General features: G+C 50.9%; 16 protein-coding genes. 8 read left to right on the top strand and 8 right to left on the bottom strand.

The window, feature by feature from the left end:
- Positions 1–421: 421 nt before the first annotated feature.
- A complete protein-coding gene (locus tag DFER_RS08900) occupies positions 422–2,830 on the top strand; it encodes an ABC transporter permease (RefSeq protein WP_015811297.1) in 2,409 nt (802 codons plus the stop codon).
- A 112-nt stretch (positions 2,831–2,942) separates the two neighbouring features.
- On the opposite strand, the gene DFER_RS08895 is transcribed toward DFER_RS08900, so the two are convergent.
- The 6 genes from DFER_RS08895 to DFER_RS08875 all read right to left on the bottom strand — a co-directional run bounded on the left by DFER_RS08895 (position 2,943) and on the right by DFER_RS08875 (position 11,520).
- Positions 2,943–4,481: a RagB/SusD family nutrient uptake outer membrane protein gene (locus tag DFER_RS08895; protein ID WP_015811296.1), complete on the bottom strand. Its 1,539-nt coding sequence runs from the start codon at positions 4,479–4,481 to the stop codon at positions 2,943–2,945.
- Positions 4,482–4,491: 10 nt separating this feature from the next.
- Positions 4,492–7,851, bottom strand: coding sequence for a SusC/RagA family TonB-linked outer membrane protein (locus tag DFER_RS08890; RefSeq protein WP_015811295.1), 3,360 nt, complete (start codon positions 7,849–7,851; stop codon positions 4,492–4,494).
- A 186-nt stretch (positions 7,852–8,037) separates the two neighbouring features.
- The gene (locus tag DFER_RS30875; RefSeq protein ID WP_374754562.1) at positions 8,038–8,097 is read right to left on the bottom strand and encodes a hypothetical protein; all 60 of its coding nucleotides are present in this window, start codon (positions 8,095–8,097) and stop codon (positions 8,038–8,040) included.
- A gap of 91 nt (positions 8,098–8,188) precedes the next feature.
- Complete coding sequence (locus DFER_RS08885) at positions 8,189–9,679, bottom strand: catalase (RefSeq protein WP_015811294.1); 1,491 nt, start codon at positions 9,677–9,679, stop codon at positions 8,189–8,191.
- 153 nt (positions 9,680–9,832) lie between these two features.
- Positions 9,833–10,396 carry a DUF4833 domain-containing protein gene (locus DFER_RS08880; RefSeq protein ID WP_015811293.1) on the bottom strand — a complete coding sequence of 188 codons (564 nt, stop codon included), beginning with the start codon at positions 10,394–10,396 and terminating at the stop codon, positions 9,833–9,835.
- Between the two features lie 302 nt (positions 10,397–10,698).
- Entirely contained in the window at positions 10,699–11,520 is an 822-nt protein-coding gene (locus DFER_RS08875; RefSeq protein ID WP_015811292.1) for a hypothetical protein, read from the bottom strand.
- Positions 11,521–11,673: 153 nt separating this feature from the next.
- Between DFER_RS08875 and DFER_RS08870 the strand changes: the two genes are divergently transcribed.
- A complete protein-coding gene (locus DFER_RS08870) occupies positions 11,674–12,300 on the top strand; it encodes a CAP domain-containing protein (RefSeq protein ID WP_015811291.1) in 627 nt (208 codons plus the stop codon).
- 58 nt (positions 12,301–12,358) lie between these two features.
- Here the strand turns inward: DFER_RS08870 and DFER_RS08865 are convergent, their stop codons facing one another.
- Together DFER_RS08865 and DFER_RS29140 are read right to left on the bottom strand one after the other, a co-directional pair.
- Positions 12,359–13,000: a hypothetical protein gene (locus DFER_RS08865; RefSeq protein WP_015811290.1), complete on the bottom strand. Its 642-nt coding sequence runs from the start codon at positions 12,998–13,000 to the stop codon at positions 12,359–12,361.
- A 179-nt stretch (positions 13,001–13,179) separates the two neighbouring features.
- On the bottom strand, positions 13,180–13,620 hold the full coding sequence (locus DFER_RS29140; RefSeq protein WP_015811289.1) for a GNAT family N-acetyltransferase: 441 nt from the start codon (positions 13,618–13,620) through the stop codon (positions 13,180–13,182).
- A gap of 240 nt (positions 13,621–13,860) precedes the next feature.
- Here DFER_RS29140 and DFER_RS08855 point away from each other — a divergent pair, with 240 nt between their 5' ends.
- From DFER_RS08855 to DFER_RS08830, 6 genes are all read left to right on the top strand, one after another.
- Positions 13,861–15,345 (top strand): serine hydrolase domain-containing protein, encoded by a 1,485-nt coding sequence (locus tag DFER_RS08855; protein WP_015811288.1) that lies wholly within the window; start codon positions 13,861–13,863, stop codon positions 15,343–15,345.
- Between the two features lie 124 nt (positions 15,346–15,469).
- A complete protein-coding gene (locus DFER_RS08850) occupies positions 15,470–16,771 on the top strand; it encodes an OmpA family protein (RefSeq protein ID WP_015811287.1) in 1,302 nt (433 codons plus the stop codon).
- 99 nt (positions 16,772–16,870) lie between these two features.
- Positions 16,871–17,482 (top strand): RNA polymerase sigma factor, encoded by a 612-nt coding sequence (locus DFER_RS08845; protein WP_015811286.1) that lies wholly within the window; start codon positions 16,871–16,873, stop codon positions 17,480–17,482.
- Between the two features lie 83 nt (positions 17,483–17,565).
- The gene (locus DFER_RS08840) at positions 17,566–18,663 is read left to right on the top strand and encodes a FecR family protein (RefSeq protein WP_015811285.1); all 1,098 of its coding nucleotides are present in this window, start codon (positions 17,566–17,568) and stop codon (positions 18,661–18,663) included.
- Positions 18,664–18,850: 187 nt separating this feature from the next.
- Complete coding sequence (locus DFER_RS08835; protein WP_187293447.1) at positions 18,851–22,348, top strand: TonB-dependent receptor; 3,498 nt, start codon at positions 18,851–18,853, stop codon at positions 22,346–22,348.
- Between the two features lie 9 nt (positions 22,349–22,357).
- On the top strand, positions 22,358–23,944 hold the full coding sequence (locus tag DFER_RS08830; RefSeq protein WP_015811283.1) for a RagB/SusD family nutrient uptake outer membrane protein: 1,587 nt from the start codon (positions 22,358–22,360) through the stop codon (positions 23,942–23,944).

Here is a 23,944-nt window from a genome sequence, read left to right as displayed (position 1 = left end):
ATATGCCGCCCAAATACTGCGCCAGAGAGCGTAAAATTGCTAATTAATTGATTTTGAGTTTGTTATTTGTATTCAAACAAGGGAGAGCTGTTCGTAATCGAACAATTGACGGAGAATGACCGGATGTACAGGACTACTCCCCATTCTTGCCCGGCGTTTGCCGGCAATCAGTCCGGCGAAGCTGCATGCCGTTGTATTGAACGCGAGCCCTATCATTAAAAACGAAGACTTTTCCACGCAAATTCCGGTCTGCCAAACCTTCGATCATTAGAGAATCATTGAGCAGGTAGCTCACTTCATTGACGAATTCTGAGTCAGCAGACATAAAAGTGGTGCGGTCGACAAGTACCTTGCTTATTTTATTGAAGATGCTAAGTAAGGAGTTTCTAAGGCAATCTTTTCTGGAAAACTGCGCATTTCGATGATCAAAAACTACCTTAAAATTGCCTGGCGTAATCTGATTGGCAATAAGACTTATTCCGCCATCAACATTGGCGGGCTTGCAATGGGCATGACGGTAGCTATGCTGATAGGTTTATGGATTTATGATGAGCTTTCTTTTAATAAATACCACACCCATTACAGGCATATTGCCCGCGTGGTGCAGCAACAGACCTTGGATGGCGAAATAAATACAGGCAACAATGTCCCCGCACCGCTATTTGAAGCGCTGCAAACCGATTTTGAAAAGGACTTCGACCGTGTGGTGATCACCTCGTGGCTTCAACGATATACACTCACCTACAAAACGTCGAGCTTTACAAGGCCGGGCAACTTCATGTCTTTGGGTGCCGCGGAAATGCTCTCCCTGAAAATGGTTCACGGAAGCGCATCGTGTCTCAAAGACCCGGCTACCATTTTGCTCTCTGAATCTGTCGCCAGGGCAATCTTCGAGCATGCCGATCCTGTGGACAAGATGATCAAAATCAATAAGGATCTGAATGTTAAAGTAGTGGGCGTTTACGAAGACATTCCCTACAATTCCGAATTTCACGAGCTCGGTTTCATCGCTCCATTCGATTTGTATGCCGCATCTACGGAGTGGGTAAGGGACGCCATCAACGACAGAGATTGGGAAAGCAGTTCTTTTCAGATTTTAGTGCAGCTTTCCAAAAACAGTGATCCCGGTATGGTTTCCGCAAAGATCAGGGACTTGAAACTGGGCAAAGTGGATGAAAACGGGCGCAAATTCAAGCCCCGGATCATTTTGCACCCTATGAGTCGCTGGCACTTGTATTCCGAATGGCTCAACGGACAAAACACAACCGGCAGAATTGATTACGTCTGGTTATTCGGCATTACAGGCATATTTGTACTGCTATTGGCTTGTATTAATTTCATGAACCTGAGCACCGCGCGGTCGCAAAAGCGGGCGCGGGAAGTAGGCATAAGAAAAGCCATAGGTTCGGTGCGGATGCAGCTGGTAAGTCAGTTTTTCAGTGAGTCGTTCCTGGTTGTCTTCCCGGCATTTGTAATTTCTCTCGCCCTTACCTGGCTTCTACTACCCACATTCAATGAAATTGCTGAAAAGGAAATGGCATTTCCCTGGCTAAATCCTGTTTTCTGGGCTTGCGGATTATTGTTTACTCTGCTAACCGGTTTTATTGCGGGTAGTTACCCGGCATTCTACTTGTCTTCTTTTCAGCCGATCAAAGCACTGAAAGGTAAATGGGCCCCCTCCGGCCTGCGCGCAACGCTGCCAAGAAAAGTCCTGCTCATCATCCAGTTTACAGTCTCCATTACACTCATTATCGGTACTGTTGTAGTTTACAAGCAGATCCTGCACGCCAAAAACCGGCCCATCGGTTATAAGAGGCAAGGTCTGGTGACCATGCTCGTCACGAATGAAGCCATCCACACGCATTTCGACGCTGTGTTGGACGACTTGTTAAAAACAGGCACCGTGACATCGATGGCAGAGTCGGCGGCTCCTCTCACAGAAGTATTTTCGGCCAATGTAGGCTTCCACTGGAAAGGCAAAGACCCCGGCTTGCATTCTGAGTTTGCGACCATCGGGATTTCTCATGATTTTGGGAAAACCGTGGGATGGGACTTTGCGGCAGGCCGGGATTTCAGCAGGTCTTTCGCAACGGATTCCGCGGGATTTGTGATCAACAAGGCCGCGGCCCAATTCATGGGTTTAGGAAAAGAGGATTTAAATAACGCCATCGGCGAAACCGTCACCTGGGATGGACGGGCATTTAAGATCATCGGCGTAATTGACGATATGATTATGGAATCGCCTTATGAACCGGTTCGGAAATCCATTTTCTTTATCCATCCGAATGGAGGACGGTTTGTAACAGTGCGCCTTAACCCTTCCACGCATACCAGCCAGGCAATAGGGCAATTAGAAGCAGTTTTCAAAAAATACAATCCGGATTCACCCTTCAATTATCAGTTTGTCGATCAGCAATATGCAGCCAAATTTGCCTCCGAGGAAAAGGTCAGTAGTCTGGCGGCAGTGTTCACCTGCCTGGCTATCTTCATCAGTTGTCTCGGCCTTTTTGGACTGGCGTCCTTTATGGCAGAACAACGCACGAAGGAACTTGGTATTAGAAAAGTGCTGGGTGCATCCGTAGCCAGCTTATGGCAGCTGCTGTGTTCTGATTTTGTGGTTTTGGTACTAGTATCCTGTGCGCTGGCAACGCCCGTTGCCTGGTTCCTTATGGATCGCTGGTTAGAAAAATACAGTTACCATACACCCATTTCCTGGTGGATATTTGCGCTTACCAGCGTGGGAACGCTCGCAATCGCCCTTGCTACCGTCACCTTTCAAGCGATTCGGGCGGCGCTGCTGAATCCGGTGAAAAGCTTGCGCAGCGAGTAGGCTGCTGATTTGGAATGCGCTTTACAAGCCGGTAGCTTAGAACTGCAAATCACAAAAAAAGGGGCGTCCGAAAAGACGCCCCTTTTTTTCAATCCATTAAACTTCCAGTCACTCAATACCCCGGGTTCTGGTACATTTTCTCCGGGTTCAGTTTGTATTCGTCAAACGGGATCGGGTAGTAGCGGTCCTTAGGGCCGAAGTTGGAGAGCTTGGCGAGGCCGAAGTTGTCCTGACTTTTGCCTTTGAAGTAGGCGACCAGCTCGTCGGTGGTGAAGAAACGGAGCAGGTCGAACCAACGGTGGTTTTCGAATGCGAGCTCGGCGCGCCGCTCGTGCAGGATCGCCAGTTTGAGCGTCGGGTATTTGGTCCGGTAGGCGTTGTTGGCCGTGGAAGCGGCGTACAGCGGCAGCCCCGCGCGCTCCCTGACCTGGTCCAGGAAGCCGATGGCGGCCGGCTCGTCGCCCAGGTACATGTTCACCTCGGCCAGCATCAGGATCACGTCGGCGTAGCGGATCAGGATCCAGTCGTTGCCGCCGAAGCCCTGGTTGGTAGCAGCCGGACTGGCATCGCGGTATTTGGTGATGAAATAATCGCGTACGATCGGGTCGTTGGCGAATTTGACGCTGAAATCCTTTCTTACATCGCCTTCTTCGTAGTCCAGCACCAGGTCTGGCGTGACGTTGCCGCCTGCACCGGTGGAATTCACCAGCGAGTTGATCGTCTCGCCCCTTGCCTGGTTGTTGCGGGCGATGGCCGAAGAGAAGTTGATGTCGCCCTGCTTGTTTACGACCTGGAAGATGATCTCCGGCACGGTCGACTTTTTGGCTACATCAAAAACATCCGCATAAGGGATTTCTTTCAGCAGCCCGAACGTGCGCAGGTCGTAACATGCCATCAGGTGTTTTTTAGCCTCATTGAGGTTGGCCGTGCGGCTGGCCTGGTCCTGGGTCGTGGCCATGGTCAGGTACACTTGCCCCAGCAATGCATTGGCGGCAGCCTTGGTCACTTTTCCTTTGAGCGCAGCGGTCTGGATGTCGGGCAGCGGGCTGTTCACGGCGTCGGTCAGGTCGGCCACGATTTGCTTGTACACCACATCCTGCTTTTCGCGGAAAGTATTTTCCTGCACCTCCTGGAACGTCAGCGGCCGGGTGATCAACGGCACATCGCCCCATTTGCGCACCAGGTTGAAATAGATCAGGGCGCGCAGGAACTTGGCTTCTGCCTTGTATTTTTCTTTCAGGTTATTGTCGGTAAAAGTGACCTTCTCAATGCCTTCGAGGACCTGGTTGGAACGCGTAATGGTCTGGTACAATGCAAGCCAGTGCGTTTTGAGATAGGTGTTGCTGGGCAGCAGGGAGAAGTCATTGAACTGGAACGGCTCGCCGGCATTGGACTGGTTGTCGTTGCGACCGGTGTTGTCCGAGCGCTCTTCGCTGTATAGTCCGCTGGTTTCGCCAATGCCATTGCCGGTGCGGAGCGACTGGTAAATGCCATTCACAGCCGCCTCCACGTCTCCGGGAGACTGGTAATAGGATGCATTCGAAACGGCATTGGGATCTTCCTGGTCAATAAAGTCGGTAGAGCAGGCACTCAGCAGGCATAGCATGAGCGCCGGGATAAGCTGGGGTAATCTGTATTTGATATGAAACATAATCGCTGAATTAGAAAGTGATTCTCGCCCCGATGTTGTAGGCGCGGGCCAATGGATATTTACCATAATCCACACCCGGTGTCAGGTTGGAGCCGTTGTTGTAATCCACCTCCGGGTTGTAGCCCAGGTATTTGGTCAATGTAAATGCATTATCCACACCGACATAGATCCGCAGGTTGCTGATGGCATTTTTGCTGATCTGCGCAATCTGCGGGAAGTTGTAGGCCAAAGTGAGGTTGGTACATCTCAGGAAAGAGCCGTCTTGCAGGTAAAAGGTCGAAAGGCGCGTGCTGTTGCTCTGCGTGCCGCCGCGTGCTGCCCGGTACACTTTGCCATCGCCGGGTTCGGCCTCGGAACGGTAGCGGTTGAGCACTTTGGAATACTGGTTGCCGGACCCTTCCATATTGAAAATATAGTAATCCTGGCCGTCCAGCACCTGGCTGCCCGAAACGCCATTGAACGACGAGCTGAAATCGAAATTTTTGTAGCTGGCCGAAATCGCAAATCCATAGGTGAATTTCGGATGCGGCGAGCCGATCACCTGCTTGTCGGCATCATTCACGACGCCATCGCCGTTGATGTCCTCAAAATACAGGTCGCCGGGACGAAGCGGGTTGGTCGAGGCCGTTGAGCGGGCCGGACCTTTGAGCACATAGCCTTCGGGGAATTTTTGCGTAGAAGCATTATAGGCTGCATTGTCCGCCGCAAGGTTTTCCATATCCGACTCGCGCACCATGCCCTTCACCTTAAAGCCATAGAACATCCCGATCGGCTGTCCTTCCTGGGTAATGTGGGTGATGTACGAGCGTTCGGCGCCGGTGGAAAGGATGGTGTTGGCACCGCCCATATCAAGGACTTTGTTGCGGTTCAGTGAGATGTTACCGCTGATGTTCAGGTTGAAATCGCGCTTGGCGATCACACGCGCATCTGCCTGAATATCGAACCCGGTATTCTGCACTTTGGAATTCCTGAGGTTGGTCAGGATGGTAGAAGCGCCGGAAATGGCCGACAACGGCTGGTTGAAAAGCAGGTTGTACGAGCGGCTCAGGTAGTAATTGGCAATGATGGAAAGCCGGTCTTCGAGCAATCCCAGGTCCAGGCCTACATTGTACTGCGATGTCGATTCCCAGCCCAGGTTCTGATCCTTGATGCCCTCTGCCCACAGCGCGGTGTTCACCGTTCCGTTGCCGAACACGACCCCGCCCGGAGCGGCCATCGTTTGCAGGAAGTTGTAGTTACCAATATTGTTGTTCCCGCTCAATCCCCAGCTGGCACGCAGCTTCATAGTGGAGGCTTTGCCCAGCAAATCATTGTAAAATGGCTCATTGGAAATGTTCCAGCCTGCCGACACCGACGGGAAGCTTCCCCAGCGGTTGTTCGGGCCGAAACGCGACGAGCCGTCGGTACGGAAAGAGGCGGTGAGGTAATATTTGTTGTCAAAATTATAAACCGCGCGGGCCAGGTAGGAGAGGAGCGTCCAGTTGGTCTTGCCCGTTCCGTCGCCTTCGGGATTGCCCGTATTCAGACTGAAATAGATGGCATCCGCACCTTTCCCGGTGATCTCTTCGATGCGGTCGTTCTGGAAGCCGCGGGCGGTCACGGAAATCACGTCGCGGTTATTCTTCTGCGCCGTGTAGCCGAGCAATCCGTCGAAGTTGTGCTTGCCCCATGCTTTTTTGTAGTTCAATGTAAACTCAGCGAGCTTGTCCATGAAACTAACCGTACGCGCCAATGCATTGGCAGCGGCAATGGCCTGCGGCGATCCCGGTGGGTTGGCACCATCGCTCAGACTGGTCGGGCGATAGTATTCGTACTTTTCGGTGTAAGTCTGCAAGCCGAGATTGACCTTGAAAACAAGGTCTTTGGCAATATCGAATGTAGCAAAGCCATTGTAAGTCCCGCGCTGCCCATTCCGGTTGATATGCGTTTCGGTAGCAAGTGCGACCGGATTTTCGATGGATTGCAATCCAAAACCCGAGCTCAACGCCGCCGCCTCGTTCTTGGCCAGGGAGCCGTCTTCATTATAAGCCTTGAAAATAGGCATGTACACGAGCGCGCCCAGGATCGGGCCCTGGTTGAAGCGGCCTTCCTGCACCTCGCGGTTGGTATTGTAGGTAAATGCAAGGTTTGCACCCACTTTCAACCGTTTGTTTACGTCGGCGTCGATGTTCGCGCGGAAGTTTGTCCGTTCCTGCTTGGTGCTTTCGATGATACCCTGCTGGGACAAATGACCGCCGCTGATCGCGTAGCGCAAACCTTTTTGTCCGCCGCTGAAACTGATGTTATGACGGCTCACGGGCGCATTGCGGTAGAGCTCGTCCTGCCAGTCGGTGTTGTATTTCGGTGTGATCAAGCGCTGATTGGCAAAATCGTAGATGTCGGTCGGGATGCTCACCGACCCCGCGCTGCCGCCCAGGTTTTTGATCCGCGTCGCATTGTCGTCGGAGAACATGCCGTCGTTCCACGGCTTGCCTGCATTCACCATCAGGTCGCGGTAAGTATTGTTGCGGCCGTCGATCAGCAGCTGCGCAAATTCAGACGAATTGAGCATATCCACCTTCTTGGCCAGCTGGTGCACGCCGAACTGGAAGTCATATTCCAGCTTGCCCTTGCCTTCCTTGCCGCGTTTGGTGGTGATCAGCACCACGCCACCCGCCGCGCGGGAGCCATAGATAGCCGCCGAAGCCGCATCTTTCAGAATGTCAATGGACTCAATGTCATTAGGATTGATAAATACATCATTTCCAGCCGGATAGCCGTCGATAACATACAACGGATCGGAGCTTGCATTGATCGAACCTACGCCGCGCACGCGGATTTTGGTACCCACATAGGGCGCGCCGCTTACCTGCGAGATCTGCACGCCCGCCACCTTACCTACCAGCGCCTGGCCTACGGTCGGGGTGGTGAGGTTCAGTTCTTTGGCTTTTACACTGGACACCGCGCCGGTCAAATCGCTCTTCCGGAGGGTTTGGTAACCCACGGCTACGACCTCGTCGAGCATCATCGCGTCCTGCTTCAACTGTATGTTAAGTGGCTTGTCGCCGGAGACCACCACCTCCTGCGCAATGAACCCAACAAATGATACGACCAGACTGGCACCGTTTTCCACCTCGATGGCAAATTCGCCGTTTACGTCCGTCACGGTACCGCGTCCGCTGTTGCCTTTTTCCACCACGGTCACACCGAGCAAAGGATCACCATTGTCGTCGAGAACCCGCCCGGTAACCCGGATCGCCGGCGCTTGCTTCCCGGCATGACGCGTCGCGCCGGGGCGTTCCGGCCGTACCGCGCCGGCCGGATTAAACGTACTGAACACCAAAGAACCGGCGATAACCACAGGAACAATGGGTAGAAGCAGTTTTTTCATAAATTGAATTAAAATTTAATTTTTACAAGATTGGGGTCTTGCTCTTCGCCACATCAAATGCCAAAAAAACACCCAACACCGCCGCGAAAGTAGTGCGGCAGTGTTAAGTCAGAAGTGACGTAGTATTAAGTTAATATCAATTTTTGAAGAAACGCTCTTTGGTGGGCATGCGCCCCGGAGGCAATACTACTTACAACCCTGCATTTCAATAGTAAAGTATCCTTTCTCTTCGATTGCGCTGGTGATTTCCGGAGTTGCCTGTTCTATGTGACAGAAGGACAGCTATAAAAAAGCCCTGCCCAATCGGGCAAGGCTTTTGAGTAATATCGGAAACGGATTAAATGGCGGTCATCGGCTGCATTTCATAGCCCTGGTAATCCCTCACGACCTCCATGGATAGGCCGAGTGCCGCCGCGACTCCTCGTCCATAATCCGGGTCAGCTTTGTAGCAATTACGGATATGGCGGATCTGGATAAAATGCTGGGCACCTCGCAGCGCATCGGCCGTGTTGCCGAAAAGCGCCGCTTTCTGCTGGTCGTTCATCAGCCTGAACAGTTTCCCCGGTTGGCTGAAATAGTCGTCGTCTTCGCGATGGTCCCAGCGGGCAGCATCGCCGGTAATTTTCAAGGGTGGTTCCTGGTATTCGGGCTGCTCTTGCCATTCGCTGAAACTGTTGGGAAAATAAGAGACAGCGCCGTGGTAGTTGCCATCGACCCGCATAGGGCCGTCGCGGTGGTAGGAATGATACGGGCATTTGGGGGCATTCACCGGGATCTGGTGGTGGTTCACGCCTAGGCGGTAACGCTGCGCATCGCCGTAGGAAAACAGGCGGCCTTGCAGCATTTTGTCGGGAGAAAAGCCGATTCCCGGCACCACTGCGGCCGGATTGAACGCAGCCTGTTCCACCTCGGCGAAGTAATTAGAAGGGTTGCGGTTCAATGTAAGCTCGCCTACGGGGATGAGTGGATAATCGCCGTGGGGCCATACTTTGGTCAGGTCGAACGGGTTGATAGGGTACGTTTCGGCATCCTGTTCTTCCATGATCTGCACGTACATGGTCCATTTGGGATGGTTTCCTGCTTCAATGTGATCGAACAGGTCGCGCTGGTGGCTTTCCCGATCTGTGCCGATCAGCGCATTGGCCTGCTGGTTGGTCAGGTTCTGAATGCCTTGCTGGGTTTTGAAGTGGAACTTCACCCAATAGCGCTTTTGGTCGCTGCTGATAAAGCTGAACGTGTGGCTGCCAAAACCATCCATATGCCGGTAGGAACTTGGTAAGCCCCGGTCGCTCATCGTAATGGTTACCTGGTGCAGCGATTCGGGAATGAGCGTCCAAAAGTCCCAGTTATTGTCCGCGCTGCGCAGGTTGGTTCGTGGGTCGCGTTTCACGGCGTGGTTCAGGTCGGGAAAGCGAAGCGGGTCGCGCAGGAAGAATACCGGCGTATTGTTGCCAACCAGGTCCCAAATGCCCTCCTCGGTATAAAATTTGATCGCAAATCCGCGAATATCCCGCTCGGCGTCTGCCGCACCGCGTTCGCCGGCCACAGTCGAAAAGCGTACAAACACATCCGTTTCCTTTCCCACCCGGGAGAAAATATTCGCCCGCGTATAACGGGTGATGTCATGCGTCACCCGGAACGATCCGTACGCGCCCGAGCCTTTGGCATGCATGCGCCTTTCGGGTATCAGTTCCCGGTCAAAATGCGCCATTTTTTCCAGAAACCAGGTATCCTGCAATAAAGCAGGCCCGCGTTTACCGGCTGTGAGCGTGTTGAGGTTGTCGGGCACGGGAGAGCCTGTACGGTTCGTTAATTTGTAATTTTCCATGTCATGTTTGATCTGCGATGTTGTTGAAATTGTAACTATGAATTTGTAACTGTGAAGCTATGGATGCATACAGCAACTGGGCTGATACAGTTTTTCGAATAACAGGTAGTCCAGCCGCTGTGCGGAGCGCCATATACGTTCATGCCCGGCACGCTATTCCTTAATCAGAATCCGCTCCTTACTCGGTTTGCCCGTCACATTGCACTTACCAAACAAGTCGATGTATTCTACCACAGGAGGTGCAGCATTGGCTGACTTGAATTTTACATACACATTCGACAAGACCGACTCTTGCCCATCGATGGACGTAAATATTTGATATGGTCCATCTTCGAATCGTTTCAGCGTTAGAATCCGTTGGGGAAAGGAAACGATGCTCACTTCATATTCATCGGCAGTTACAAGCCGGGTTTTCACCCCGTAGGCTAATTTTTTTTGAACCAGATTCAAATTTCTTCTAGCAGGATTTCTGTTATACCGAAACCAAAACACGTCAATCGGGTCATTCTGATTGATTCGGCCATGGGCGTCCAGGTTTACCGTGTAGCAAACAGCGTTCGCATCAGGGTTGCGTTCCAGATAGAAGAGTAGATTTGCTATTCCCTTTACACCCGGCGTTGAGTCAGCCGTGCTCCTGTGAAAAATAAGCGTTGTATCCGACCAATGGATACCGATGCCCACAATGGCGAGTATTATGCAAAAAGGATAAAGTGCCATAATTATAGCTGATTAGTCGACAGTATTTCACCATGTCAAAGGTCAGTCGATCCGGTTGCAGTCGCAATGGTGTTTTCCATTGTTGAGTTGTATCAGGGGAAAGCTCATCGATGGTCAACTTTGGGACCACCAGGTCGTGAAAGCACCGGCCAGGCCTCCGCTGAGGAAGCCTGGCCGGTGCCTTTACCCTGGTCAAGTAACTTTCAATATCAAACGCAGATATATATATGGAAGAAGCCGTTTTGGAAAAAAGCTCTTCGAATAGTATAAGAGGCGGGACTTTGTAAACTAAAACGTTTCAGCTATGACGCATCGAAATCATATTTCTTTTCATCATACAAAAGCAGTGACATGATTAAGTTTTCTCTTTCCTCGAACAGGTTTCGTTCTGTTATCCAGATGCTGCCTGAATTGCTTTCATTATACTGTTTAGTAAGCAACTCCATTGAAAATTCGTGAAGCTCGTTCATTTTGCATTTGAGCAAACTTTCCGTTTCACCCGAAAGATTATCCAGATATTGTATTAAAAAGTTTCCGGTTTCTTTGGTAGGGTTGTCCATCTGGCGTTTAAAGGAGAGATAGGCAGGCATCATACATCGGAGTTTATGTTCGAGTATGGTTGCTTTAAATCCATTAGGCATAAATGTCCTGTTGAACCTGAAATGTTCTGCAATGGCCTCACCCCTTGATTTGACCAGGAATTTCGCATACTCACCCTTCAGAAAGTTTATTTTGGATTGGTGATCCATTAAACGACTGGAAAATATAATTTCGAAATGCGCCAAAAGTGGAGGCAGAAACGTGTTAATGTAAAATTGTTTTCTTTCTTCGAGGTTTTCTATTTCTGCGACTTTCCATTGATCCGCTTCGCGGAGGTCTTCTTTATGTAGCTCAATTATATTATTGTTATGGCGCTTGTATTCAATAAGTTGCTGCTCGGATAGGATGTCTGAAAAAACGGTAATTTCATAATCCCACGCTTCCCAGGGAGAAAGCGAGCCATTGAAGGAATCCTTCGTTAGTTCGTAGTTGTAAATTTTTTCAGCCTGCTGGAAGTCAGGATTGAGGAAATGATACCTGTCTTGGATTGTACCGATATGCCATTTGTATTCCTGGGAAGTCATTGCGGAAATGCTTGATTTCGAATATGTAATTTATGAAATTCTATTAATATCATTTTTTTACTATTTTACCATATAAAATCAATATAGTCAAAGTCATTTTGAGACGCCATGGAAGTTCTTGTCGTTTTCGCCCTCTATTTACATTCGAGTTTAATGTATAGCCTGCATAAAGGCGAATACTATTCTGTGGATGAGGCCCGCTTTTTTGCAACTGCAAAATCCAATGCATTGATTACATTGCAGCATCCGGATACGTTATTTCTGGACGCGGCCGTCTTTCATGCCAGTAACGAAGTGCGGAGGAAACATGGCTTACCACCATTTGAATATGATCCTGGTTTATATTTGGCATCTGCCGGTCACGCGACATCCATGACCTACCGCATGTTTTTCAACCATACCAATCCATATAGTCCTTACGAACGCACTGCTCAGCAACGCGTCCATCTTTATACGAAGAGATTCAGGCGGGTGGGCGAGAACATCGGCAAATACCAGACATTAGTCAGCGGGACTTATATGATCGCGCGGTGGGACGCTTCCAGCAAACAGTACGAGTTCCTGAATGAAAGCGATAATAAGCTATGCATTCCATACACTTATGCCGACTATGCACGGTTCGTGGTGGAAAAATGGATGGCTTCGCCGCCTCACCGGCAAAACCTGATGAATCCCGCATACACTTCCCTTGGCTGCGCTGCCCGACTGACGCCAGAGCCTTATCTTCACAAAAAAGCACCCTACGCAAGCCTGGTGCAGAACTTCGGAGGTGAGCAATGAGGGCGGGCGAGAAATCTTAACCAAAGTTGCCGCAGCCGTGCAAGGTTTACTCGTTGAGCTATAACGGCTGCTCGGTCAGCTTCGTGCTCAGGTTGTCATACCGGAGCAGCCCTTTCCAGGTACCTTCAATGGGATAAGTTTGCCCGGTTGTTTTTTCTTCAATCGTTGCGGTGAAAGAACAGGAGATATTTTCCGCCAGGATGGTCCGGTTAACCACAATGCGGGACCGGGCGGGGACATGGACGGTGAGCGTTTCGGAGGTACCGGTCTTGTACGGGAGCTGTGCGACAGTGGTGGTGAAAGGGGCTTTGAAAGTTGTATAGGTCAAAGAATTGTCCGGGTTTAAAACCGAAGGGAGATTCACCTGGAAATGTTTGTAATTGATACCGTCCGGCAATGCCCCGGCGTTGCTGATTTCAAAGCGGGAGGTTTTTACAAGACTTGACAGGTCACTGGCAAACGTCGCGGTCATCAATGCACTGCCGGGGTTTAAAAGCGTCGTATCCTGTAAGTTCAGCGTGGTAGTATCTACTTGGGTGCTGCCAGAAACAAAATACCGCAAATCACGCAGCGCATACTGCTTTTCAGGCGATACTTCGGGCTCTTGCTCTTTGGTTTTTGAACAAGCATTCAAAAATAAGACCGCGGCTGACGCCAGTGCCCACAGATAATTACGAAGATAGCTTTTTGTTGATTTCATGGCTGGTAAATAAATTGTAACCGATAGAATACAACAAAGGAAATTACATGTTTCAGCTACTCTATTCTTTGTGGACATCTTGTAATAAAGTGCCAATAATTCTCGATCAACGGCCGTGTACAAACTGGAAGCATCCCACCCCGGTCCCCATTCCGCATGATGGCCCGCTAGCTTTCTCTTTACTTTTCGGCTATAAGATGTTTGATAAGAACAACATCTTCACCCGTAGCTGCACAGCGTGAAAAACCGAATTTTTCTGCGAACCTGATCGCGTTTTGATTGGACGGCTCTGTTTTCGCAACCAGGGCCAATACGTTGAAATCGTTTTGAGCAACCACTTCCAGTTGCGAAAATGCAGCGGCCATATAGCCTTTTCCCCAATAAGCAGGCAAAAGCGAGCCACCGATTTCGATCGTTCGCGCTGCCTTGTCCCAGTGATGCAGGGCACAGTCCCCGATAATCACATCCGGCTCAGCATTCAGCCGAATCGTGTAAAGACGCTCGCAAACGGCTAAGATGCGGCCTGTGAAATCGACAGGATCTTCATCAGCTGGTCTGTATAAATTGTGAAATACCGCCGCATCGTCCAGGGTCAGCGGCTGTAATTGAACTGTGTTCATGGGTGGTCATTTAAAAATACGCATTGCCCGGTGGCTCAATCTACATCACTCATTATTCTTTCACCGGAAAGATTGAAAGGCCTGGCCGGCGTCTACCGCAAACAATTTAACATTTTCCCGCACATTTTGTAACCGGCATCCCACGCAACCCGTCTTATCCAGTAACATCCCGTTTGGAAGTAAAGCAAACAACACTTCTCTTGATCCCCGCGACGGGCGGCACCAGCCGCATTGAAAATTATGAATACGAAAATAACTAGCCGAGCCTTGTTCCTGAATGCACCTTCATTCCGCATGCTCGCTTTCATCATCGCGATACTTTCGCTGAACGCTGAGGTCTGTTCCGCGCAGGGTGTTCGGATGCGGTCCGATTCGCTGGCGAGGGTTGTTCGGGACCGATTCAATCTTGGAAGTGCAGATAGCATTTATGCCATGACCGCCCAGGTTTACCGGGCAAGGATGTCGCGGGAGAAATTTGCGGCGGGTTTAAGCAAATTCAGGGCGAAAATGGGGCGGTGGGTTAAATTTGATTTCAAAGAGGCAAATGATAGAGGGGTTGATTATTGGGCTGAATTTGAAGAGGGTAGGCAGATATTTTCGATCCAGGTCGGTGAAAATGACAGCCTGGTGAGGATAAACTTTTCCGAAGTTTCAAGGGCAGCCCTTGAAAAGGCCGGGCGGGTGCCAGGTAATAATCCCATGCAAGATTCGCTGGATCACCTGATCGAGCAGGTGATCAGGCCTTATATTCAGCAACAAAACACTTGTGGGCTTGCCATTGCTGTCATTACCAAAGGCGGCGTGAGGAGGTTCAGTTACGGCTCCACAAGTATGGAAAGCAAGCTTTTGCCTGATCCTGAAATGACTTTGTTCGAGATTGGTTCCGTCACAAAAGCCTTTACCGCCTTGCTGCTCAGTATGACTGTCGTGTCCGGGAAGGTAAATATCGATGATCCCGTGAGCCAGTTCCTTCCCGACTCCATTCCATTATTGGGCTACGAGCAGCATCCCGTAACGCTGAAACATTTGGCGAACCATACATCGGGTTTGCCGCGCCTTCCGGCAAACATTTTTACGGGCGCAGTCGATCCACGTGATCCTTACAGGCATTACCGGCGCGACTCGCTCTACCAGTATTTAATGCATTTCAAGGAAACTCAAGCGCCGGGGAAGGACTTTTCATACTCAAACCTCGGTGCGGGAATTTTGGGAACTGTACTGGAAAATGTCTGGCAGAAGACCTTCGAAGAACTGCTGATCGAAAAAATCTGCCGACCATTGAAAATGGACCATACGACCATTACACTATCAAAATCCGATCAGAAAAATTTTGCCGTTGGCTACAACGAGAACGGACTTCCCACTCCGCTATGGGATCTCGGTGCGCTAAAAGGATCGGGTGCAATCAGGTCGTCATTGAACGATATGATCAGATTTACCCAGGCACAGCTAAGTGCAAGCGGAAGCATGGCAAGCGCTGCCAGGCTCATGCAAAAGACGACATTTGAAAGTGAAACCCATCAGATGGGCCTTGGCTGGCGGATTAATGCGGATAAGAATATGGCCTATTTCCATCACGCAGGCGGAACCGGCGGGTTCCGTTCGTTTGTAGGATTCGACGTCCAGCGGCAACTCGGTATAGTGATTTTGTCCAATGCCGCGCAGGAAGTAGCGCCCGCCGGCGAAACGATCCTGCGCAAATGCCAACGGCTGATGGCCAATTAGTCGCAAGCATTCTACGTCGGCGTGGGCGCATAATCTTGGATCTGATTCAAAGAAATAGCTGATTTCAGGGATAGCTTGTTTGCAGACTCGCTTGTAACTTTGGGCGACTTGATAATTGACTTACATGAAAAAGCTTTTTCTAATCGGCATTCTCTGCACCATGGGCGGCATTTGTGAGGCCCAACTTCTCGACCGCATCCGAAACAGGGTAGAACAAAAAGTGGTGGACCAGGTGGATCACTCCATCGACAAAGCGCTTGAAAAAAAGAAACAGAAAGACACCACAACAGCCACCGGAAGCCCGCAGCCGGAAAATAACCCTTCCGAAACGAGCAGTGCCGCCGCGCAGGCAAGCGACGATGCGAATGCAGATGCCGGGCGCAAGCCGCCAGTAGCTGACCTGACTTCCTACTCTGCCTTTGATTTTATCCCGGGAAGCAAGGTGATCATGCATGAAGATTTCTCTCAGGATGCGGTGGGTGATTTTCCGGCAAACTGGAACACCCGCTCGGGCGCGGAACTTGTGACAATAGCCAATCGGCAGGGAAAATGGCTCAGAATAAATCAAAACGGCATTTTTTACCCCGAGCAGCTAGACAGTCTGCCAAACAATTTTACACTGCAATTCGATTTGCTGGGCAACAAGCAGGTATCCAACATCGGGGAGTTGATGATCAGTCTCATGAAAGCTGACGATACTGACCAAAAGTTTGATCTGGCCGAATCTGACCACATCAAGTCGCCCAGTTTCAAAATTGGGTTTTCGCCGACTTCGGCCGACAAAGGCCAGTTGCATTATTCGACAAACCTGATTGGCAAGCAGTACAAATACGGCGTGCCGGAGTTCAGGACGGATAAAAATACGGTGAAAGTGGCGATCTGGCGTCAAAAGCAGCGTGTTCGCGTGTACCTGGACAGTACGAAGATTCTCGACTTGCCCCGGGCGCTGGACCCGATGGCGACGCTGAATACCCTCGCATTCACGGCAAAAAATCCGGATTTCAGCCAAGAAGGGGGCGCGTTCTTTATTGGAAACATCATTCTGGCTGTCGGCGCTGCCGATACCCGCAACAAACTGGTCACCGAAGGCAGGTTCACAACCCATGGCATCCAGTTTAATGTGAATAGTGATGAAATTCTACCGCTGTCGTACGGGGCATTAAAAGATGTAGCGCAGGTGTTGCAGGAAAACCCGGGCGTAAAAGTGCAGATTGTAGGGCATACCGATGCCGACGGCAGCGACGAGAGCAACGTTCAGCTTTCAATGCGTCGTGCCGAAGCCGTCAAAAAGGCAATGGAGGCACATTTTGCGATAGATGGCACCCGGCTTCAAACGGACGGGAAGGGCGAATCTTCCCCGATAGATTCTAATGACACTCCGACCGGGAAGGCTAACAACCGGCGTGTGGAATTTATCAGATTGTAAATCTGGTATCGAAAACTGCCCGGATGAGAAAAGCATAATACGTTCAGTAGAAACCGACAAATAATTCTTATCAAAATACTACCGAATGGTGATAAGGATATGCCGGGATATCAGTACAGCGAAAAGGACGAAGCCAAAGAGCAGCAACTTTGGTTGGGCATCATTGCGGGTGAGCGGTATGCGCTGGGCAGTCTTTTTGATATTTATGCCAAGCCATTGCTCATATACGGTTACCGGATCTGCGGCAACAAGGAGCTGGTGAAAGATGCGATTCAGGACGTTTTTGTCGATATATGGACGTACCGGAGCAACCTCGCCCCGCAGGTCCGGGTAAAGTTTTATCTCTACCGCAGTCTGCGCCGCGCCATTCTCAAAACCATCGCACAATCGGAGCGCACGGACGTGGAAATGGACGCAATGGAAAGCCTTGCCGAAACGCAGGCTTCCGTGGAAACCGACTGGGTAACAAGCGAAACCGAAACGCAGCGAAGCAGCCGTATAAGCCAGTCCCTGCGCCTGCTCTCCGAGCGCGAGCGCGAAGTGATTTCTCTGAAATACTACTCCGATCTCAAAATCCGCGAGATAGCCGAAATGCTCAATTTAAAGGAGCAAACCATTGCCAACACGTTGCAGAATGCGCTAAGGAAGCTCAGAAATAGCCTGACGCTCTGTTTTCTGTTGTGTTTTTCATTTTTTGGAAAATTTTTCTAAAAAACTTTCAAATTCTTTGGTAGTAAGTCGGGCCTGCGCTCATCTGTTCATTGTGAGGATAATTATTTCCTGTTTTAATACCAATGAACAACTACCTGGAATACGAGCCGGAGGATTTTGCCGGTGACGATTTTTTCATCCACTGGGTCAAATCGACGGATCTTGCTGCGGAGGCTTTCTGGCAGGATTGGCTTGAAACCTATCCGTTCAAAAGGGCAGCGGTGGAAACCGCGCGCCAACTGGTGCTGCTGACGCAGAATATGCCGGAAGTGCAGGTCTCCGACCCGGAATTGGATGATCTCAAAACCGCTATTTTTGACAGGATCGACGCTGCGGAACGTCCGGTCAGGAAGCTGTGGTCCTACGTTCCTGCCTGGGTGGCAGCGGCTGGTGTGGCGGTGTTGCTGGTGGTATCAGGCTGGTTTTTGACAAAACAAAACCGTGACGCAAGCGGCGATTATAAGGCTATTGTGGCGGAAGCGTCCGAAAAATATGATCTGGTGGAGGTTGAAAACCTAAACAAACCGGTTACGCTGGTGAACCTGCCGGACGGGAGTTCGGTGATCCTTAAAAAAGGCAGCAGGCTTTCCTATCCCCAGCAATTTGAAGCATCGTCACGCGAGGTGTATCTGACCGGCGAGGGCTTTTTTGAGATTGCGCGCAATGCTGAAAAGCCATTTTATGTACACGCCAACCGGATCACTACCAAGGTATTAGGTACGAGTTTCAAGGTGCGCGCTTACCCGGGCGAGGCCGAGGCGATGGTTTCGGTCACAACCGGGCGGGTATCGGTGTATAAGTCGGATCGTCCGGTTTCGGAGGCGGCAAAAAGTGACCGCTCGCTTTCCGGCCTGGTACTGACGGCCCGGCAGCTGGCCGTTTATTCCAATGATAAAGTCACGCGACTGGAAACCGCCTCGCAGCCGACCAGCGCTGTGCCAGCGGAAGAGATGCGTTTTGAATACGAAGAAGCGCCGATCAGCACCATTTTCGCGGACATTGAAAAAGCCTATGGGATCAGTGTCGTATATGACTCTACCGTTATTGGGTCATGCCCGGTGACAGCCTCCCTCACGGGCGAACCGCTGAACGAGAAACTGAATCTGTTATGCAAGGCAGTGCACGCCGGTTATGAGCGGGTAAATGGGCAAATTATCGTGTCCGGCCGCGGCTGCCGCTGATTTCAAATCGCATTTCGCAAGCAAATCAATCACCTAAAACCCTGAACCATATGACGATTTAAAACTACTATCCATGAAAAACGAAAGCCGGCAAAGTTAGCGCTTTGCCGGCCCGAAGACCCGAATCATCCTGGCAGATGACCGGATCAGTATGTCAAAACTTCTGGAAATTTTAACGAACGAATTTATGCAAAGAAAGGAACGATTACAACTCCTGTTGTGGACGATTATGAAACGCACCTTCTACCAGCTTCTGCTGCTCATTGTTTTTGTAAGTATCGCTTCTGCCGAGACCATGAAAGCGCAGGATGTGCTCAGCCAAACTATTTCTGTCCGGATCGTGGATCAGAAGTTCAAGCACGCATTGCAGATCATTGAGAAAAACTCCAATATCAAATTCATTTACAGCTCCCGGGTGATCGACGCCGAGCATCGCGTGAACCTCAATGTGACCAATGCACCCGTGGCCCACGTACTCGAAAGGCTGCTGAAACCCATGCAGCTGACTTATGAGGTTTCCGGCAGGCAAATTGTGCTCGACAAAGCCGAAAAGGCGGTGCAGCCGGCAGAAAAGGAGCAGGGATTGCTGGAACTGGACCTCAAAATTTCCGGTCGGGTTACCGACCAGGCGGGCGCAGCGCTGCCGGGTGTAAGTGTGGTGTTAAAAGGCACGCAGCGCGGGACTGTCTCCGATGTGGAAGGCCGCTATGAGCTGGATGTCCCCGATGAACAGGCTACGCTCACGTTTTCCTTCGTAGGGTATATTTCTCAGGAAGAGGTCGTTGGAACACGGCGCAGTATCGATATTTCTTTGAAAGTCAATGAAAAAGCGCTGGAAGATGTGGTGGTGGTGGGTTATGGTTCGCAAAAAAGAAGAGATGTGATCGGCAGCATTTCGACGATCAAGGCCGACGTGCTGGAAACGCCTTCGGGTTCTACGAATTTCAGTGCATTAATGCAGGGACAGGCGTCGGGGATCAATGTGCAATCGTCCTCGGGGCGGCTTGGGGCGCCGGTTAACATCACTATTCGGGGCCTCAGCTCGATCAGTGCCGGAACCAGTCCGTTGTGGATTATCGATGGCGTGCCTATCTGGACGGACATTTCGATCGGCAACAATGGTTCGGCTGCCCAGTCGCCGATGGCGCTCATCAACCAGTCGGATATTGAATCCATTCAGGTTTTGAAAGATGCGGCAGCCACTTCCATTTATGGCTCTCGGGGCTCGAATGGTGTGATTATGGTCACCACCAAATCGGGCGCCACAGGCAAAGCGAGCGTGAATGTGGATTACAGCACGGGCATTTCGCAGCTCCCTTTTCAACGTGTGGATTTCCTGAATACCCGGCAATGGTTTCAGATGAAGGACGAGTCCAAACAGGCCTACGGATTGGGCCGGTTCGAAATGAGCGATTTTTATTCAAGCAAACCTTTTGCAAGCGAATTTCTCACCCGCGAGCAGGCAGAGAATATCAATACCGACTGGCGCAAGGAAATGACGCGCACGGGAAGTTTTCATAATGCGAATGTGTCGGTGATGGGCGGCGATAAGCTGACCCGCTATTATGTGTCGGGGAATTACCGGAAGGACAAGAGTATCATGACCAATGAAGACCTGGAAAGATTCGGGTTACGGGCGAATATTGATATGAAACCCTTAAAAACGCTGGACATCGGCGCCAAAATTAACCTATCTATGTCGAAAGGGAACCGCGGTAAAAACGGGACGGCCAGCGAGGACGGCAATAAAAGCGGTACGAATGGCGGTTTCAGTTTTGTAAACACGATTACAGTCCCGTTTGAACCCGTTTACAGTCTCGAAAATCCTTCATTGTATTACAATCCCTACACCGGCAACCCCCGCGCCACCAGCGACCCGGACAATATGGTGGAGCAACTGGATATGTACCGCGTGCTGACGGACATTTATGCCGAATACAAATTCCGGTCTCTGGAAGGCTTATCCGCCCGCACCCAGCTTTCGATGGATTTTGTGCAGGCCAACCGGAACTTCTGGGTGTCCGACGCCATCCGTTCCAATGGTTCGCTGGGCGAGGATAATGCGTCTACTTCCAAAAACATCAATTACAATGTATTTCTTACCTACAACAAAAACTTCGGCGAGCACTCGCTCAACCTCGTAGGCGGCACCGAAGCGCAGCGTTCCAGCACCTGGTACCGGAGTATGGAAGGGCAAAACCTCGTGGGCAATTATCAGCAAATTGGCACGCCGGCCAACCTGACCACCTTTTTCTCCGGGCTCAATGGCGAGCGTTATCTGCTGGCTTATTTCGGCAGGGCAAACTACAAGTTCAAAGACAAATACCTGGCCGGTGTCAGCGTCCGTCGCGATGGTTCATCGGTTTTCACTTCCAAATACCGCTGGGGGACTTTCCTGGCATTTTCTGCGGGCTGGATCATTTCCGACGAGGCGTTCATGGGTGATTTCGGCCGGAACCATTTCCTGAAACTGCGCGGAAGCTACGGGCAAACCGGCAATGCGGGCATTCCGGGTTATCTGGATGTGTCTAATTATGCCAATCATTACGCTTACGGCAGCGGCGACATTTTCGGGACGAACGGGACGGTCATTACGTCCATTGGGGTCAATAATCTTTCCTGGGAAACGACCAGCAATTTCGACGCGGGCCTGGACTTCGGGTTTTTCGGAAACCGCATTAACGGATCGCTGGCCTATTATAATAAGTATGTCAAAGACCTGTTGCTCGCCAGCACTTTGCCGACTTCTTCCGGCATCAGCTCGATTTGGGGGAATATCGGGGATTTGGTCAACAAAGGGATCGAGCTGAATGTGACTTCTTCGAATCTGAAAGCGCGTAACCTGAAATGGCAAACCACTTTTAACATCGCATTCAACCGCAATGAAGTCCGCAAACTCACACCGCAGGTCGACCGGTCGGGAAAAGGAATGGCTGTGCTGCCCTTTATTTCAAAGGTGGGTTACCCGGTTCGGGATTACTATCTCGCCGATTTTGCCCATGTAGACCCGCAAACAGGTATTTCGCAGATTTATGCATTGGATAAGGAGCATTATGCAGCCACCGGTGAAACGCGCCGGCTCAAAGATACCGAGGGCCAGGACGTGCTGCTGATCTCGAACAGCGCGAATGTGAACGACAATATGTTCCATCTCAAAAACAAGAACGGAATTCCGAAATATTACGGCGGCATTACCAACCGGCTGAGCTACAAGAATTTCGATTTCAGTTTCCTCGTCACATTCTCCGGCGGAAATTATATCTACGACATTTTCCGGCGCGACATTGCCGTGCAGAATTCAAACGGAGAGCAGTTGCAGGATGTGTACGACAACTACTGGCGCAAGCCGGGCGACGTGGCCAAATACCAGCGACTGACCTGGAAAGGCAATGTGAAGATGGAAGATGGCACCATCGTAGGTTTGGGCGACCCGCGCATTTACACCGATCAGTTTTTGTATAAAGGAGATTTTGTAAAGCTAAAATCGGTTTCGCTGGGCTACTCCATCCCGCGCCTGTCCGAAGAACGCCGTTTTCTCCAGAACATGCGGTTTTACGCAACCTTCGAAAACCTTTATACCATTACCCAATATCCAGGCTGGGACCCCGAAGGGCAGAGCACGGTTTATCAATGGGATTTGCCGCAACTCTTCTCGGCGACACTTGGGGTATCGATCAAATTTTAATTAGCAAAAATGAAAAAGATATTACTCTTTACAGTCATGCTCTTACAGTTCAGCGCCTGTAAAAACGAAGAATTTTTTGAACTGGAAAGACCTGTGCAAAGTCCCTGGACGAAACTCAGCGAGTTCGACCGGGCGGTGATCGGGCCTTATGCGCTCCTGTTCGCCAAAGGGGATTGGGGCAACGTGTACAATTACTGGTATTTGTATAAAAACGCAGTAGCCGACGATGTAGCGTGGTCCACGCCCGGGGATGGCACCTGGGGCTGGTACCGGGATACCGAGGCGAACAAGGCCTGGACGGATGATATTTTCAACACCAGCTACAATGCGATATCGTCGGTGAATGATGCCTTGCAGTTTGTTGACGATGCCGGCGGCGCGCCATTTCCCAAGATCACAGCCGATGATCAAAAGCATAACCTGGAAAGGATCGTGGGCGAATTGCATTTTCTGAGGGGTTTCGCGTACTATATGGCGGCTACCACATTCTGCACCGCTTACGTTCCCGGCGGCCCGAACAATGCCAGGGAAATTCCGCTGCGCACCACCAAAGCGACTTCTTACGAAGATGCATCCACGCCCAAGATCGGTACTACACAGGAAATCTGGGACCAGGTGCTGGCTGATTTCGACAAGGCATACCAGATGCTGCCGGAGCGATTTGTAGCGGGCAAAATGCATGCTTCCTACCAGGCGGGCCGTGCCAACAAATTTGCCGCGGCGGCCATGCTGGCGCGTGCGCATTTCGCGATGGGTAACTATCCCAAAGCTTTGGAATTTGCTTCGTTTGTGATTGATAAAAACGGCGGTGACTATGATCTGAGCGAAGAGCCGATCGAGGCATTCAACAAAAGCATGCTGGCGCGCGGCAAGGAAACGATTATGTACATTCCCAGCTACGACCTCACTTACGGCAAGCAAAACCTGCATGCGACCTGTTTTTCCAATATGTTTCAAAAAACGGTGTGCGGCTGGACGGCCACGCACATGGACTACGAAACATTGAAAAGACTGGGCTGGATGCAGAATCCGAAGTCGGATACCACCATTGGCATCGCGGCAAAAAGGGACAAACGCTTCACGCAGCTCTGCTTCGTGCGCGAGCCGGCCAATGTGCCCCAGGCACTGCGCCTGCCGAACCGGTATTATGAAACCCGCGTAAACCTCACCTGGCGCACCATCGTCTCCGACAAATCGGCCCGGGGACCGGAAGCGGGCTATACCAACGTGCCGCAGATCAGGCTGGCCGAAATGTACCTCACGCGTGCATCCTGTGCATTCAAAGCCGGTGATAAAAAGCAGGCCGCTGCGGATTTGAACATCGTCCGGAAACGCGCCTGGAATGCTGCCGTAGCCAAAGTTGCCTACGAATCTTCACCGAATTTCGTGACGGAAAGCAACGTCACGGAGCAAATGATCGGCGACGAAAGGCTGATTGAAATGTTCTGCGAAGGCGACCGGATCGACTACCTCAGGGCGATGAAAAAGGAGGTAGGCAACGGCGACCGCGGCGCCGGAGCGACGCCTTATACTTCAAAAGCGTTCGTGTGGCCGGTGCCGGTGGTGGAGCGAAGTTTGAATAATGGTTACCAATAG

This window comes from Dyadobacter fermentans DSM 18053, assembly GCF_000023125.1.
In the GTDB taxonomy this organism is placed as follows: domain Bacteria; phylum Bacteroidota; class Bacteroidia; order Cytophagales; family Spirosomataceae; genus Dyadobacter; species Dyadobacter fermentans.
This window is presented reverse-complemented; position numbering and strand designations above follow the sequence as displayed.

Excerpts from the sequence above, each read along its gene's own strand:
- DFER_RS08835 (WP_187293447.1), top strand. The coding sequence starts at position 18,851 with ATGCAAAGAAAGGAACGATTACAACTCCTGTTGTGGACGATTATGAAA.
- DFER_RS08880 (WP_015811293.1), bottom strand. The coding sequence starts at position 10,396 with ATGGCACTTTATCCTTTTTGCATAATACTCGCCATTGTGGGCATCGGT.
- DFER_RS08840 (WP_015811285.1), top strand. The coding sequence starts at position 17,566 with ATGAACAACTACCTGGAATACGAGCCGGAGGATTTTGCCGGTGACGAT.
- DFER_RS08855 (WP_015811288.1), top strand. The coding sequence starts at position 13,861 with ATGAATACGAAAATAACTAGCCGAGCCTTGTTCCTGAATGCACCTTCA.
- DFER_RS08900 (WP_015811297.1), top strand. The coding sequence starts at position 422 with ATGATCAAAAACTACCTTAAAATTGCCTGGCGTAATCTGATTGGCAAT.
- DFER_RS08865 (WP_015811290.1), bottom strand. The coding sequence starts at position 13,000 with ATGAAATCAACAAAAAGCTATCTTCGTAATTATCTGTGGGCACTGGCG.
- DFER_RS29140 (WP_015811289.1), bottom strand. The coding sequence starts at position 13,620 with ATGAACACAGTTCAATTACAGCCGCTGACCCTGGACGATGCGGCGGTA.
- DFER_RS08875 (WP_015811292.1), bottom strand. The coding sequence starts at position 11,520 with ATGACTTCCCAGGAATACAAATGGCATATCGGTACAATCCAAGACAGG.
- DFER_RS08870 (WP_015811291.1), top strand. The coding sequence starts at position 11,674 with ATGTATAGCCTGCATAAAGGCGAATACTATTCTGTGGATGAGGCCCGC.
- DFER_RS08890 (WP_015811295.1), bottom strand. The coding sequence starts at position 7,851 with ATGAAAAAACTGCTTCTACCCATTGTTCCTGTGGTTATCGCCGGTTCT.
- DFER_RS08885 (WP_015811294.1), bottom strand. The coding sequence starts at position 9,679 with ATGGAAAATTACAAATTAACGAACCGTACAGGCTCTCCCGTGCCCGAC.
- DFER_RS08850 (WP_015811287.1), top strand. The coding sequence starts at position 15,470 with ATGAAAAAGCTTTTTCTAATCGGCATTCTCTGCACCATGGGCGGCATT.
- DFER_RS08830 (WP_015811283.1), top strand. The coding sequence starts at position 22,358 with ATGAAAAAGATATTACTCTTTACAGTCATGCTCTTACAGTTCAGCGCC.
- DFER_RS08845 (WP_015811286.1), top strand. The coding sequence starts at position 16,871 with ATGCCGGGATATCAGTACAGCGAAAAGGACGAAGCCAAAGAGCAGCAA.
- DFER_RS08895 (WP_015811296.1), bottom strand. The coding sequence starts at position 4,481 with ATGTTTCATATCAAATACAGATTACCCCAGCTTATCCCGGCGCTCATG.